Here is a 14,147-nt window from a genome sequence, read left to right as displayed (position 1 = left end):
GTCTCCCCTGGGGTGCAGCGGTCTCAGAGTTTGTACAGCCGCTTGAACGGAGCCGTGATCCGTTCCTGCTGCGATCGGAAGTCGACGAACACGGCTACGCCGTCCTCTACACCGATGACCACACCGAGGCCGTACCGATCGTGGGTCACCTGGTCGTTCACGCTGAACCGCTCGAGCGGCGCGGCGGGGGGCGGGGGTTTGAAGGGACTTGTGGACAGGTGACGGCGATGCTCGCCGCTGGCTGGCTTCATCCTCTCCAGTATGTGCCGCCGACGAGACCGCTCGCGACGTATTGCCCTAGTTGCCTGCGCCCCGTTTCAGGCTTCGGCCCTCGCCCGCCGGGCCTCCCGTCTCTCCTCGAAGCGGGCAGCGGCCGCGTCGAGCTGAGCCAGGAAGGCCGACAGCTCCTCGCGAGCCTGCTCCCCTTCGGCGTCGAGCCCTTCGATGTCGAATGCCTTCCAGTGCCGCAGCACCGGGAGCAGGACCTCATCAGAGTGCTGTCGCAGGTCGTAGATACCCGCCATGGCGATCGTCACCGACTTGCGGGGGAAACCCTCCATGCCCTGGCCCGGCATCTGGAACGACGTCACGACATCGGTGACGGCTCGCATGGTCTGCGAAGGGGCCAGCTCGAACGCGGCCGCGAGCAGGTTCCGGTAGAAGAGCATGTGGAGGTTCTCGTCAGCGGCGACTCTCGACAGCAGCCTCTCGCAGACCCCGTCCCCCGATACCCTCCCGGTGTTCCGGTGGGCGATACGGGTGGCCAGCTCCTGGAACGATACGTATGCCAACTGCCGGAGCATGCCGTCGTACTGGGTGGCGAAGCCGTTCTCCATGTGGCTCATCCTGGCCCGCTCCAGGGTGACCGGGTCGACGGCCCGGGTGACGGTGAGGTAGTCACGGATGGCGATCCCGTGCCGCCCCTCCTCCGCCGTCCACCGGTGCACCCACGTGCCCCAGGCGCCGTCCCTGCCGAAAGTGGTGGCGATCTCGTGGTGGTAGCTCGGAAGGTTGTCCTCGGTCAGGAGGTTGACGACGAGAGAGACACGGGCGGCCTCGGAGATCGAGGAGTCCTCCGGCGACCAGGCCTCACCCTCCAGGACACCGTCGAACGTCCGGCCCTCGCTCCATGGAACGTACTCGTGCGGGAACCACTCCCTGGCCACCGCGAGATGCCGATCCAGCTCCCGCCCGACCACGGGTTCGAGCTCCAGGAGAAGCTCCGTCTGTGTGAGCGGACGAGACGTGATCGACATGGACAACCCCCGGACGTAGAGAACTCCGACTAAGTGATCTAGCCGGCGTAAGTACGCTATCCAGGGCGGCGCGTCCCCGCGTCGGATCTCTGCGCTCGACTTCTCAGTCTTGACTATGTAGTGGATGAGGAGTTCCGCTGACGCTGCCGCGGAGGACGCGGCACTCCATCATGCAGCTGTCTGGGTGCCCCGCTGCTGTCGGTGCCGTCTGGCAGACTGCCGCCATGCTTGATCACTTTTCGATTCAGTGCGGAGACCTCGTCAAGAGCGCGGCCTTCTACGACGCCGTTCTGGCGCCGCTCGGCGGCAGACGGATCATGGAGTTCGGTCCGGTCATCGGATACGGCGTCGACCGCCCCACGTTCTGGATCGGCCGGCAGTCGACCGGCGACGGTTTCCGCGAGTCGCACATCGCTTTCACGGCAACCGACCGCCAGTTGGTCGACGCCTTCTTCGCCGCGGCCGTCGGCGCCGGCGCGGAGGTCCTGCACGAGCCGCGAGTCTGGCCGGAGTACCACCCGGACTACTACGGCTCCTTCGTACGCGATCCCGATGGCAACAACGTCGAGGCGGTCTGCCACCAGTCGCGCTGAACCCACCACTTCGTCCGCGCTCCGGAGCACGGGACCTCGTCACGGCGACGCGGTGCCAGGTCATTTCAGGGGCTGTCCGAGATCGACCCCAATGGTCCGCATCTGGGTGAGGAGTCCCTGCCCCGGCTGCTCCATTCCCCGCTGCCCGATCAGCCGGTGGTTCTGGTACTGCTCCCAGTCCAGGAACTCACCCTGATAGGCCACCACCATCGTGTCCGGTTGCGGGAGTCGTTTCTCGACCCCGGTGCCGCCGAGCTTCCAGATGATGCCGCGTTGCCGGTTGTCGGGATCGTCGTAGATGGTCGTGTAGTCGACGAAGGCCACGACGACGCAGAGGGGGAACACGTTCGCGGAGATCAGCCGGACGAGGTCGCGGCCCATCTCTCTGTAGGCGACGTTGCACCCGGTCAGGATCACGGCGGGGCAGTCGGCGAAGCCGCCTTGGTAACCCAGGCCCAGTGCTTGCGCCTGCTTGCGCAGACCGTTCGTGACGGCGTACGACCGCTGCCCCGGAGTCACGACCGAGGCGGAGAACGCCTTGTCCGTGTTGTCATACTTGGTGGTTGGATTGGTGCCGCCGCCCACCCACAGATAGCCCGACTGCCCGTGTCCCTGAATGACGAGCCGGTCGAGCGTCGTCCACGTCTCCTTCAGGTCCGCCATCACCTGGGCTATGTCGTAGATCGAGCCCACCGGATGGATCTCGGTCCAGCGGGAGCGGTACGGGCCTTTCCTGGTCTCCTTGGTCAAGCGGTCGACCGAGGGGCCCGCGCTCTTGTCGAAGACGATGAGCGTCCTGCGTTGTGGCACCTGTGCGCGCATCCGGGCAATGGCGGTGTTGATCGTCATGACCGTCTCCGGCACTTCGACGGGCTTTGCCTGTAGCTTCGCGCGCACCGTCGTCACCACCTCACGCAGCAGACTGAGCGGCATGATCATTCCGTACAGATCATGCAGGACCGACGCCTCTGCCTGCGCGATCGCGGCGTCTACCCGGTTCATACGGTCGTTCAGCTGGGAATCCAACGCATCCCCGGTCGCCACCGATTGGGGGATGAGGGGGATGTCGAGCCACGACACCTGCACCGGGACCGCCGGTGGCGCCTGGCGCGGGGCGGACGCCGTCAGCGCTCTCGTCGCGTTGCGGGTCGCGTCGGGACGGAGGACGCGGGCCTGCGGAGTGATCTCGCTTTCCTCACCCAGCGCCTTCGTCCCCAGTGCTTCCTGCTCCTCGAACGGCATCATCGCGGCCGTGCCGGGTCAGTTCGCCGAGGCCGGCTGGGACACCGGCCCGTTGTCCGGGAGGGAGTTCACCGCCGCGTGATCGATCTGGTTGACGATCTGCGGCCGGACGAACAGCTGCTGGTAGAGCGCGGCGCGCTCGCTGTCGTTGTCCGCGACGATCTTGAGGGCCAGCTCGAGCCGTTCGGCCTCGATCCGGCGCAGTCGGCTGTCGGCCTCGCCGGCACTGTTCTCGACCTGCCGCGCCCGTACGGCCTGGGTCTGCAGCCCGATCGAGTAGTCGTCCAACGCGTTGCCCTCGCCGAGGAAGGCGTCCACGACGATGCCGTCCGTCCGCAGGATATGCCGGCCGGCGGCGACGAGGACCCCGGGGACGGTGTACTCCACACTGTTGGGTCCCGCGTGGGAGGAACTGCAATCGGGGTCGACGAAGAGAGCGGCTGCCGGGTCGTCCTCGGCACCGGAGACCGTCTGGACGAAGTCCGGACGAGCCCGTCCGTCGAGGTCGCGGATCGCCCTCACCTCTCGGTGGATGCCGTCGCGGACTTCGGCGATTCGATCGGGCCGCAGGCAGTCGCCCAGCAGCCGGTCGAGTTCGGTCAGCGGGACCTCGTCGCGAGACTCGGCGTGACCGTTGAAGAAGGCCACACGCACGTCCACGAGGTGCAGCAGCGTGATGAACTCCTGGTTCATCTGGCGGAAGACGAAGTTGAGCGTGCGGCTGACGTTGATGTTCTCCAGCGTTCGCTCGACCGCCTGCTCCTCCCCCTCCTCCAGCTTCACGTCCAGGCTGGTGTCGACCTGCACCTCCCGGCGCGAGGAGGCGCGGGCGACGTTCCGGCTGACCGCGTTGGTGAGGTTCTTGCTGAGCTCCTGCCTGGCACTGTTGGAGCTTCCGGACACCCCGCCGGCGACCTTGGCGCTGGCGCTGCCCCAGCCCCAGTTGGCCTGCCCCTCGGCCTCGGTCTCGACCCGGTATTCGAAACTCCTGCTCGCGTTGTCCTGGTTGGACTGTTCGGAGTTGACGGTGCGGGCGAACTCGCTTTCGGTGTCGCTGTTGCTCGCGTCCAGGATGGACGCGGTCTTCTGCAGACTCTCGGTCGAGCGCTTGTACGTGCTGACGCGGATGGTGGTCTTCTCCCCGGGCAGCAGCGAGAACGTCTTGATCGTGCGTCCAGGGCCGTACCGGGCGGGGAACGAGGTCAGCCGGTAGTACTCCACCAGCACCAGCCCGGGACGGCAGTGCGAGGGGGCGGGCAGGAAGCGGTAGGTGTAGGACCCGGTCTCGGTCCGGCGGATCACCAGGCGGGCGCCGGAAGACAACTGCTGTACCACGGTCGCCTCGTCGAGGTCGGCGACCGTCCGGATCAGGCCGGCGCGGGTGGCCTGGTCCTGGTCGCCCGGCACGTTGGGGAACACCGTGGGGTCGAAGTAGCCGGTGGTCTTGGCGGTCTGCCAGGCGGCGGCGATGCGCTCGTGGGTCAGGGCGATCGGCGGCAGGCGTGTTCCGATGGTCTCGGCACCGGTGTCGGGGTCCTCGTAGCCATGCAGGTAGATCAGCGGGCTGGCGGACGGGAGCCGGTCCCGGTCCCGCTGCGCCAGGAGGGTCGAGGTCGCCGGCTGGCTCTTCAGGCGGAAGCACAGCCTACGCCGGTCGAGAAGCTGCACGACCGGAGCCCCGAGCTCCAGCGGGAGGACCACGTCCGGCACCTCGCGGCTGCCGGTGTAGTTGAAGCGGAAGGTGAGTGAGTTGCCGCGCACCCGTTCGGTCCAGACGGGCTCGTCGGCCTTGGTGCCGGGGTTCGGCTCCCCCTCCCGCAGGACGATGAGGAGCGATCGGGCGTCGGGGTTCCGCGGGTCGGCGAAGTTGTCCGCGAGCGGTACTTCCCGTCCGGCTTCGTCGTAGACGGCGCAGGTGAGCTCCAACCCGTCATCCGAGATCAGAGATATGCCGCAAGTACCCTCCTGACCGTCGACGATGGGGTCCAGCCAGTAGCTGAGCCCGTGATAGGCGAGCCAGGCGTCGGAAGGGACCTCCAGCGGGATGACGTGCTGCCCGCGGTAGCTGGTCGGTTCCGGCAGATCGTGATCCATCAACGCCGCGGATGTGAGCGCTGTACCCACTCGGTTGTCTCCCCTGAACGGAGTCCGTTGACGATGTCAACAATGGGACTGCAAGATCGCGGCCACTGTATCGAAGTGTCGCGTTTCAGGAGGCGATCCGGGAGTTTATCCCCAACATTATCGAAATGCGATCGATTGATCTGTATTAGGTGAGTCTGGGCGTGCTGGGATGCCCGGCCGACGAGCGCAAGTCACGGCGTCGGGCAAGGCGCCTCGGTCGATCCAGATCGATCCGTGTCGACTGTGCAGGTCCATGAGCGAAGCGACACCCAAGGCCAGATCACCTCGACATCACGGTTACGCCGTAGCCCTGGAAGATGGAAAGAATGTCGTAACAGGTTGACCTGTCCGGCTCCTCAAAGGAAGTCGCCGGCCACTCCATAGCGATCTGGAAATTGACTCGGGGCGTTTGGGCTGTTCAAGGGTGGTGGTCAGGGGCAGGGTCGAACTGCCGACCTTCCGCTTTCAGGCGCTACGGTGTGGTGAATCGATTGGGGCCCTTGCTCATCCTGGGACATGCGTAAGGGGATGTCGCTGTGCGGGACCTGTCCAGCGCCCGCACGCCACTGTCGGCCCCAGGCTTGTCGATCATCACACACACCCGGGGAAACGCACCTCTTTCAGGTCTTCCGGGACCAGAGCGGGCAGAGGCTCTGCTTCCCCGGTCTCGATGTCGATCCGGTAGTAGTGGCTGGGCCCGTAGCCGTAAGTACTGATCACGAAGGTGTCGGCACTGGTCCAACACTTGACCTTTTCGAGCCTCGCGGTCGCGGGCAGTCGCATGCTCCGGCGACCTGTGCGCCGACCGTACCGCGTGAAGCGATTCTCGTCAGAGCCGACGCCGATCCACGTCTTCCCGTCGGGCAACGGGCCCACGTGGTCCGAGTCCTCTGTGCTGAACAGGACGGTGCCATTGAGATCGACCGCCCGGACGCCCTCCGAGTCATCAATCAGCAGGGCCCGCCCGCCCGTTAACCAGCCGTTCAGTGTCGACTCCGCCCCGAACCCCGGGACACGCCGCCGCTTGCCGTCCCAGACAAACAGCTTGTCCTCGGAAGCGAACGCGAGGCGGCGACCGTCTGGAGAAAAATACAGTTCGTAGTCCGACGCATCGGCTTTCGATATCGTGCTGATCCTCCCCGACGGAAGGTCATGCACGACGACCTCGCGCTTGCTCCGGCTGTGGTAGGCCAGCCTCCGGCCGTTCGGGCTGATCTCGAGGTCGCTTGGAGTGGCGTCCTCGACAAGCAGCCGTTGGTCCGACTCAGTGATGACGACCCAGTAGCTTCCATCGGTGAGCCCGGTTACCGGCGCATCGACGCGGTAGGCGTACCGGATCGTGGCCTGCATAGGACCGCGCAATGGATTGAGCTCCGAAAAGGCAAGGGCGACGAAGGGAGCGCGGCCTGCGTGCTGTCCGAGCGAAGCATCCAGGGCCGAGCAATAGGCCACCATGAGGACAAAGGCGATAAGGCAGACAATCAAGGCACCGCACCCGGTGCGATTCCGCCCGGGCTCCCGCTCGGCGACCGCAGGAAGATCCTTCGTCATTGCCCGTAGCGTGCCGGCGAGAGCCGTGCCATCGGTGCCCAGAGCACGAAGCCCTTTCTCGCCCGCCCGCCGCACGGCTCTTCTACTTCGCCCACACAAATAGGCGGTCTCCTGCTCGGTCCAGCCGTCATGGTGCAACGCAACCAGGACGGCACGCTCCAGATTGGAGAGTTCCGTCCCCCAGCCCGGATCGGGCCAGGCGCGGAAGGGGCTGAGATAGGACCGATAGAGCGAGAAGAAGGCGTCCTTCGTGCCTTCCCTGTCGCGCAGTGCCTTCTCCGCCATGTGCCGGGCATACGGCGTGCGTCCGCCCAACAGCGACGCCGTACGGCGGACCTGCTCGTACCAGTCCGACATCAACGGACCTTGCCGAAGACGATTGAGTCGGAGTATGGGATGCCAATCGAGATGAGCTCGCCCGTTCTCGCGTCGATGGCTATGTAGTCGTCCCCGTCCTCGATATCCGCGTCTCGTGCGACCAGGGTGTCGGCGCCCGCCCACTGGAATTCGCTGAGTTCAGAGGGCAGGACCCGCACCCGCCGCCCGGTTGCGGTCTCGTACACCGAAGTCGGCTCCCCGAAGTCGATGTACCACCGCAGGTCTGCGGACAAGTCACGGGGGCGCTCCTCCTCCGACCGGAAGCGGGCCGCCGTACCGTCGAAGCGGATGGCGTCGATCGAGACGTCCTGACCGTCGCAGCCCGCGCTGCCCATCAGGCTGTCGCCGGTCAGCCCGTAGGCCCAGCACACCTGGTTGAGTGTCCTCGTCCGGCCCGTCTCGAAGTCCGTGACGAATGTCCGACGGTTCTCCCTGGTGGACACGGCGAAGTGGCGGCTGTCGGCGGAACTGACCACCGAGGTGATTGCGACGATCTCCTCAGGGGTGAGGCGTGGTGTGATCGGGCGGGTGAAGCCGGAGCGGAGATCCTTGGCGAGGTAGCGGAGCTCCCTCACGTCCAAGTAGGCGACGCGGTGTCCGTCCGGGGTGATCTCGATGGGGACAGGGTCGGTGTCGAACATCGACACAGAGCCGGCATGGCTCGCGGCCGTACTGAGTTCGATATCCATGCCGAATGGCACGTGCAGTGTCCACCCCACGCAATCGATCACCATCCCGGCCGCGGGCCCGGACTCGGATAAATCGCTGGGACACGATGTGGGCTCGCCGTACGTGACCGCCTGTATGTTGCGCCCGAACGCCCCCTGACAGGCGGCCAGACCCACGAAGACCGTGGCGATGCCTGTCCATCTACGGATTCGTCTCCACCGCGAGAGCCTCGCCCACGAATGTGCCACAGCAAACAGTGATACACAGACGCGATCACAAACGAATCAATGGCCGACCTCGGACGTCTGCGGACAGGCGTCGACGCCCGGATCTGGCGCTCATCCGCCATCAGGCTTAGGTTCGGGAGCTTGTGGAAGTGCCCAACGGCCTGCTGTGTAGCGTGCGCGAGCGTCCGTCAACGTCCGTGATTGCATCTTGCCGTTGTCACGCAATTAGTCACTTACGCCTGTTCTCAACGCCCTGGCAGAAGACGCTTCGCGCGCCTCTCTTGGTGCTTCGCATCGGGGACGCCTCGCGTCAAAAGCGGCTGAGAACCTCTCGAGCGGGATGTACCGCGCACACTCTCGTTCCGTCCACTCGCCGGCGAGCCCAACCCGTATGGCGAGCTGCCACCGGATCCCGGCCGAGGTGCCCGGCCCGGCGGCCGGGCACCGGTCGTCGGGTCACTTCACGATGATCTGATGGGTGGCCTGGGCCGGGCCGGTCCCGCCGTCCCCCGCATAGCTCGCGAGGTAGCTGTACCTGCCGGCGTTGGCGGGCGTGTCGGTGAACGTGTACGTGCCGTCGGCGTTCACCCTCACCGGCGGGAGCTTGACGGTCTTACCGCTGGTGCCCTTGACGTACAGGGTGCGCTGCACGGTGAGCGTGGACCCCGGAGAGGGCGGCCTGCCGCCCGACGTCAGGACGCCGCTCAGCTCCATGGCCGTGCCGGCGACGCCGGACTGTGGCCCTGTCAGGGTGAGCGTGGCTTCACGCTTGACCGTCACGATGACGGAGGCGCTGCTGCGGCGATGGCCGTCGTCGCCGTCCCAGAACACCCAGTAGATCACCTCGCCCACGTACGGCGGCAGCTCGAAGACGGGCGTGTCCTGGAAGGTGAACGTGCCGTCCTGCCGCGTCGTCACCCCGGTGATCGGCAGTTTCGTCCAGCCGGGCAGGTACTGGATCACCGTGAGCGGCTTGAGCCCGAGCGCCTCGCCGTCGGCGCGGGTGAGCCGCCCCTCGACAGTGATCGGCGAGCCGGCGTACGCGTCCGCGGGGGCCGTCACCGTGAGCTTGGTGGCCGGTAGCGCGACGCCCGTCACCCGCCACAGCAGCAGCCGGTCCGTGGAGCTGCGCAGCAGCGCGAAGACGTCCGTGCCGGAGAACGCGACGCTGTCCGGGAGCAGTTCGGCGTCCGGCTGGTCGGCCGCGAACAGCTCCGCGCCCGTCGCGGCGTCGTAGAGGGTGAGGTCGGTGCTGCCCCACTGGCGTCCGGCTGCGACGTACGCGCCGTCCGAGCCGAGCGCCACGGCGGACGGGTACCCGTCCCAGCCGTCGCCGTAGGTGCCGGTCGCCGCCAGGGTCCTGGTGTCGTACCTGGTGAAGTGACCGGGGGTGTCGGCCGCGCTGATCAGGGTGCCGCCGTCGGAACTCAGGGTGAGGTCGCGCAGGTAGTCGATGCGCCACTCCTCGCCGTCGATTGTGCCGCGCAGCGCGGGGGCGCCGTCGCCGAGGTCGTAGACCAGTATGTCGGCGTGGTGCAGGGCGGTCTGGCCGACCACGAGCGTGTCGCCGGCGGCCGCGAGCACGGGAGGCCGCAGGTGCTCGCCCCCGACCGCCACGGGCGCCGGGGCGCTCGCGCTGAGATCCAGGCCGACGACGCCGCCGGGGCCGTTGTCGCATCCGTGCCCCACCCACAGCCGCTCGCCCAGCAATGCCAGGGTGGACGGGCAAGGGTAGGCCGACAGGTCGATCCGGCGGGTGACGGCGAGGCTCGCGGTGTCGATCTCGGCGACCTCGTTCGAGCCGGTGAGAGCCGCGTACAGGCGGGTGCCGTCCGCGTTCACGGCCAGCTCTTGGACGCCGGGCAGTCCGGTGACGACGCCGCCGGTGAGGTTTCCGTCAGTGTCGGCCACGATGATGCGGTCGCTGGCGGGAACGAACACCCGGCCGCCGCCGACGGCCAGATCGGCAGTGTAGGAGTCAGTGACCCCGAGGTCGGTGGTCGTGCCGGCCGCCGAGGCGGCGGGGGCAGTGACGGTGAGCAGGCCTGTGATCAGGCCGGCGGTGCCGCAGTAAGCGGCTAATCGGCGAACCAGGGACGGGGACACGAGAGCCTCCTGCCGGTATGTGAACGCGTGTTCTAATAACCTCCCATGGGTGCTCCCACGTCAAGATCATCCGGTCGCGCGACACCAAACCGTGATCAAGGGACAGCGCAGCCCCGGCCGCGTCCCTCAATCCCCTCCACGTTTCCGCAGGTCAATCATGGTTCAGGGACACGAGGGACACACGTCGTGTCCTCCCCCGCCTCCTCGATCACCATCGGCTGACTGTGTCCCTTGGTTGCGGGCGCTCGGATGTGGTGCGTCCCACCACCGACGACCGCGAACAATTCACCATGGACGCGCTTCGCGTCGATGACCCTCGTTTTAGTCATCCGTGATTGCGGCGTCTCGATGGAAGGAGCAGGCGAGACCGGCGTCGGCGGGTGCGGGCGGGACTGCGCCGGCGGGCCAGGGGCGGGCGTTCAGGGCCTCGAGGGCCTGGCGGGCCATGGCCAGCTTCTCGTAGACGAACAGGACCGGGTGGCCGGCGGCCAGCGTGACCGCGATGCGCAGGGCGGCCTGCGGTCCTTCGGCGGTGGCGAGGCCGATGCCGGGCCGGGCCCGGCGCATGGCCGCGGTGATCAGGCCGGTCATCTCGCCGGGCCGGCGGCCGCGCTTGTCGGCGTCCTCGTAGACGACGACCCGGCCGAACCACGCGGCGACGGCCTCGGCCGAGCAGGCCACCAGGTCGTCGCGGCGGTCGGCGGGCAGCGTGATCGCGGCCACGGGCTCGCCGCCCCAGACGTCGTTGATCATGCGGCCGGTCGCGTCGAGCGCGGCGGCGTTGTGGCCGTAGTCCAATATCACCGGGCCGCCGCCGGCCAGGTAGACGTGGCCGCGCCCCGGGTTCGACTCGGCCGGCGTGAACGTTCCCAGTGCGCGCCGGATGTCCTTGGCGCTGACCCCGAGCCCGCGGCAGGCCGCCACCGCGGCCAGCGCGTTCGCGATCACGTGCGGGGCGAGCCCGCCGAACGCGCCGGGCAGCTCGGCCACGCTGAGCAGCGCCCGCTCCCGGTCCGCATCGAACTCGACCAGTTCGCCGTTGCGAAGCTCGTAGGCCAGGCCGCCCGCCTGCCGGTGCCGTTCGATGACCGGGTTGCCGTTCACCAGGCTGAAATACCTGATCACGGACGCACGCCTGCGCACCCGTGGCCGGTCGGCGAGCGCGGCGACCATCGGGTCGTCGGCGTTCAGCACCACGGTCCCGCCCTCGCGAACCTCCTCGGCGACCAGCGCCTTCACCTCGACCAGGTCGTCGAGATCCTCCACGCCGTCCGCGCCCAGGTGGTCGGCGGTGATGTTGGTGACCACGGCCACGTCGGCCTGGTCGTAGCCGAGCCCACCGCGGATGATCCCGCCGCGCGCCGTCTCCAGCACCGCGGCCTCGATGCTGGTGTCGTCGAGCACCATGTCCGCGGACCGCGGGCCCGAGGCGTCGGCGTCGTAGACCAGCCGGCCGCCCGAGTAGACCCCGTCCGTGGTGGACATCCCCACCCGCATCCCGGCCTTGCTCAGGATGTGGCCGATCATGCGGACCGTCGTGGTCTTCCCGTTGGTCCCGGTGACCGCGACGACCGGGACCCGAGATGGGGCGCCGGGCGGATACAGGCTGTCGATCACCGCGCCGGCCACGTCCCGCGGCGCCCCCTCGGCCGGGGACAGGTGCATCCGCAGCCCCGGGCACGCGTTGATCTCGATCACGGCCCCGGGCTCAGCCCCGCCGTGACCGGCCCCGCCGCACCGCATCGGTGCCGAGATGTCGGCCAGCCGCACGTCGATGCCGCAGACGTCCAGGCCGACCACGGCGGCGGCCCGGCGGCACATGTCGGCCACGTCCTCGTGCACCAGGTCGGTCACGTCGCGGCTGGTTCCGCCGGTGGACAGGTTCGCGTTCCGGCGCAGGGTCACGAGCCGGCCGCGGGCCGGGACCGACGCCGGGCCCAAGCCCTGGGCCTCCAGGTGCGCGAGCGCGCGCTCGTCCAGTTCGATCTTGGTCAGCTCTCGGGAGTGGCACTCGCCCCGGCGCGGGTCGGCATTCACCACATCGACGAGTCGGGCGATGTCGGAGACACCATCGCCGGTCACCGAGGCCGGCCGCAGCTCGGCCGCGGCCACCACCTGGCCGTCGACCACCAGCACCCGGTAGTCGGTGCCGGGCACGAACTTCTCCACGATCGCGCCCTCGCCGTCGGCCGCCGCCTGGGCGTACGCGGCGGCCGCGGCCGCGGCGGTGGTCACGCCGACGGTCACGTCGGCACCGTGGTTGCCGTGGAGCGGCTTGATCACGACCGGCCCGCCGAGCCGGCCCAGCGCCCCGGCGGCGTCGGCCGCGCTCCAGGCCACCACCCCGTCGGGCACCGGGATGCCCGCGCCGGTCAGCAACTGCTTGGCCAGCATCTTGTCGGCCGCGATGTCCGCACCGATCACCGACGTCCGCTCGGTCAGCGCGGCCCACACCAGCCGGCGATAGCGCCCGTAGCCGAGCCGCAGCATGCTCAGCTGACCGACCCGGCGGACCGGTATCCCCCGGCTGCGGGCCGCGCCCGCGAGCGCGGCCGTACTCACGCCGAGGCGCTCCCGCTCCACGATCCGTGCGATCCTGGCCAGTTCGAGCGGCAGGTCGGGCACGCGTTCGAGAAGAACGTGCTTGACCGTGGTGATGGCCAGTTCCAGCAGCTCGGCCGGCACCGAGGACTGCGCTGGCTCGTCCAGCGGGCACTCGGTCATCACGTCGTAGCGGCCGTCGGCGCCGGCCCACATGGTCCGGCCCAGGTACACGTCGCGGCCCACCAGGCTGGACAGCTCCAGCGTCACGTGCTCGGTGACGTGGCCGAAGTAGGTGCCCCTGGCCATGGCCTCCAGGAAGCCGCCCGGACGCCCGGACGCGCAGTGGTGCTCGGCCAGCCCGGGCAGGGCCGCGGTCAGCCGGCCGGCGAAGCCCGGATACTCGGTGGTCTTCCGGCCGGTCAGCTCCTCGAGCTCAAGCCGCGCGACGGTGACCGGACGGGTGCTGAAGGAGTTGGGTCCGCTCAGGTGACGCAGGTCGTCGAGACGCACGTGACACTCCCCCAAGGGTTGGGCGGATGGGCGGGCCGGCGGTGATCAGTACCGGTCGTGCGCGGGCCCGATGGCGGCCTCTCGGGTCGCGATGTCGAAGACGCACCCGGCGGGCAGCAGGTGCAACCGGACGCCGAACAGGGTGATCGGGTCTTCGTCCCCGGCGGCGTGGATGACCGTGGCGTTCCGCCCGTCAGCCACCGTGGCCACGCCGGTGCCGAGCACCTCGAAGCGGGTGCCGTCGACCAGGATCCCGGTGTTCTCGCCGATGCCGACGCCCAGGCACTCCAGGTCGAGCACCATGGCGCTGAGCAGCCGGGGGAGCCGGCCGCGCTCGCTGAAGTGCGTGTCGATGACGAGCGCCTTCGGGAGCAGGCCGAGTCCGGGGCCGGTGCGGACCGTGGCAACGGACACGCCGGGGCCTTCGCCGCCGAGGATCATCGTGCGGCCCATGGCGGTGGCGCCGGCGCTGGTCCCGGCGATGACCGCGCCGCCTGCACGCAGCCGCTCGCGGAGGATCTCGTTGGCCCGCGAGCCGACCAGGGCGCGCAGCCGCGACTGGTCGCCGCCGGAGAAGAACACACCCGTGGCGTCGTCAAGGAGCTTGGCCGCGTTGTCGCCGTCGGCGTCGGAGCGCCCGCGCAGCCGCAGTTCCCTGGTGTGGTCCACGCCGAGCTTGCGGAAGGCCCGCTCGTAGTCGGCGCGCACCTCCTCGGGCGCCTCGGTGGCCGTAGTGACCAGCACGATCCGGGCCGCCTCGCCGCCAGACAGCTCCACGAACCGCTCGAGCAGGCCAGAACCACGACACTCGGCGCCCCCGATGGCAAGCAGGCGGCCCGCGTCACCAGGTTTGTCCCCTTCGTCCGCGTCCATGCTCCCCCCTCGGCCAGTTGTTACCCTCCGGGGTCGAATATCATCCGAGAGCACCTATCGGCGCATATTGTCCG

At 68.6% G+C, this 14,147-nt stretch carries 10 protein-coding genes; 1 reads left to right on the top strand and 9 read right to left on the bottom strand.

Annotated features, from left to right (window positions below; translation table 11 throughout):
• Positions 1-23 precede the first annotated feature (23 nt).
• Both FED44_RS20325 and FED44_RS20320 read right to left on the bottom strand, forming a co-directional pair.
• Complete coding sequence (locus FED44_RS20325; RefSeq protein ID WP_111699146.1) at positions 24-251, bottom strand: hypothetical protein; 228 nt, start codon at positions 249-251, stop codon at positions 24-26.
• A gap of 66 nt (positions 252-317) precedes the next feature.
• Entirely contained in the window at positions 318-1,256 is a 939-nt protein-coding gene (locus tag FED44_RS20320) for an acyl-ACP desaturase (protein ID WP_138461684.1), read from the bottom strand.
• Between the two features lie 224 nt (positions 1,257-1,480).
• On the opposite strand from FED44_RS20320, the gene FED44_RS20315 reads away from it, so the two are divergent.
• Positions 1,481-1,849, top strand: a complete 369-nt coding sequence (locus FED44_RS20315; protein WP_138461683.1) for a VOC family protein — start codon at positions 1,481-1,483, stop codon at positions 1,847-1,849.
• Between the two features lie 60 nt (positions 1,850-1,909).
• Here FED44_RS20315 and FED44_RS20310 read toward each other — a convergent pair whose 3' ends face one another.
• From FED44_RS20310 to FED44_RS20280, 7 genes are all read right to left on the bottom strand, one after another.
• Positions 1,910-3,091, bottom strand: a complete 1,182-nt coding sequence (locus tag FED44_RS20310) for a hypothetical protein (RefSeq protein ID WP_138461682.1) — start codon at positions 3,089-3,091, stop codon at positions 1,910-1,912.
• Between the two features lie 18 nt (positions 3,092-3,109).
• Complete coding sequence (locus FED44_RS20305) at positions 3,110-5,215, bottom strand: hypothetical protein (RefSeq protein ID WP_138461681.1); 2,106 nt, start codon at positions 5,213-5,215, stop codon at positions 3,110-3,112.
• A gap of 591 nt (positions 5,216-5,806) precedes the next feature.
• Positions 5,807-7,123, bottom strand: coding sequence for a TolB-like translocation protein (locus FED44_RS20300; protein ID WP_138461680.1), 1,317 nt, complete (start codon positions 7,121-7,123; stop codon positions 5,807-5,809).
• Positions 7,123-7,989, bottom strand: a complete 867-nt coding sequence (locus tag FED44_RS20295) for a hypothetical protein (protein WP_111699134.1) — start codon at positions 7,987-7,989, stop codon at positions 7,123-7,125. The genes FED44_RS20300 and FED44_RS20295 overlap by 1 nt, the downstream gene beginning before the upstream one ends.
• 507 nt (positions 7,990-8,496) lie before the next feature.
• Positions 8,497-10,146, bottom strand: a complete 1,650-nt coding sequence (locus tag FED44_RS20290) for a YncE family protein (protein WP_138461679.1) — start codon at positions 10,144-10,146, stop codon at positions 8,497-8,499.
• A gap of 321 nt (positions 10,147-10,467) precedes the next feature.
• A complete protein-coding gene (cphA, locus tag FED44_RS20285; protein WP_167521541.1) occupies positions 10,468-13,200 on the bottom strand; it encodes a cyanophycin synthetase in 2,733 nt (910 codons plus the stop codon).
• Between the two features lie 45 nt (positions 13,201-13,245).
• Positions 13,246-14,073 carry a cyanophycinase gene (locus tag FED44_RS20280; protein WP_138461677.1) on the bottom strand — a complete coding sequence of 276 codons (828 nt, stop codon included), beginning with the start codon at positions 14,071-14,073 and terminating at the stop codon, positions 13,246-13,248.
• Between the last annotated feature and the right edge of the window lie 74 nt (positions 14,074-14,147).

It is taken from the genome of Microbispora triticiradicis, assembly GCF_005864065.1.
GTDB lineage: Bacteria > Actinomycetota > Actinomycetes > Streptosporangiales > Streptosporangiaceae > Microbispora > Microbispora triticiradicis.
The sequence above is the reverse complement of the archived record's forward strand: the minus strand, read 5'-3'. Positions and strand labels throughout refer to the sequence as shown.

Excerpts from the sequence above, each read along its gene's own strand:
- FED44_RS20300 (WP_138461680.1), bottom strand. The coding sequence starts at position 7,123 with ATGTCGGACTGGTACGAGCAGGTCCGCCGTACGGCGTCGCTGTTGGGC.
- FED44_RS20310 (WP_138461682.1), bottom strand. The coding sequence starts at position 3,091 with ATGCCGTTCGAGGAGCAGGAAGCACTGGGGACGAAGGCGCTGGGTGAG.
- FED44_RS20280 (WP_138461677.1), bottom strand. The coding sequence starts at position 14,073 with ATGGACGCGGACGAAGGGGACAAACCTGGTGACGCGGGCCGCCTGCTT.
- FED44_RS20315 (WP_138461683.1), top strand. The coding sequence starts at position 1,481 with ATGCTTGATCACTTTTCGATTCAGTGCGGAGACCTCGTCAAGAGCGCG.
- FED44_RS20320 (WP_138461684.1), bottom strand. The coding sequence starts at position 1,256 with ATGTCGATCACGTCTCGTCCGCTCACACAGACGGAGCTTCTCCTGGAG.
- FED44_RS20325 (WP_111699146.1), bottom strand. The coding sequence starts at position 251 with ATGAAGCCAGCCAGCGGCGAGCATCGCCGTCACCTGTCCACAAGTCCC.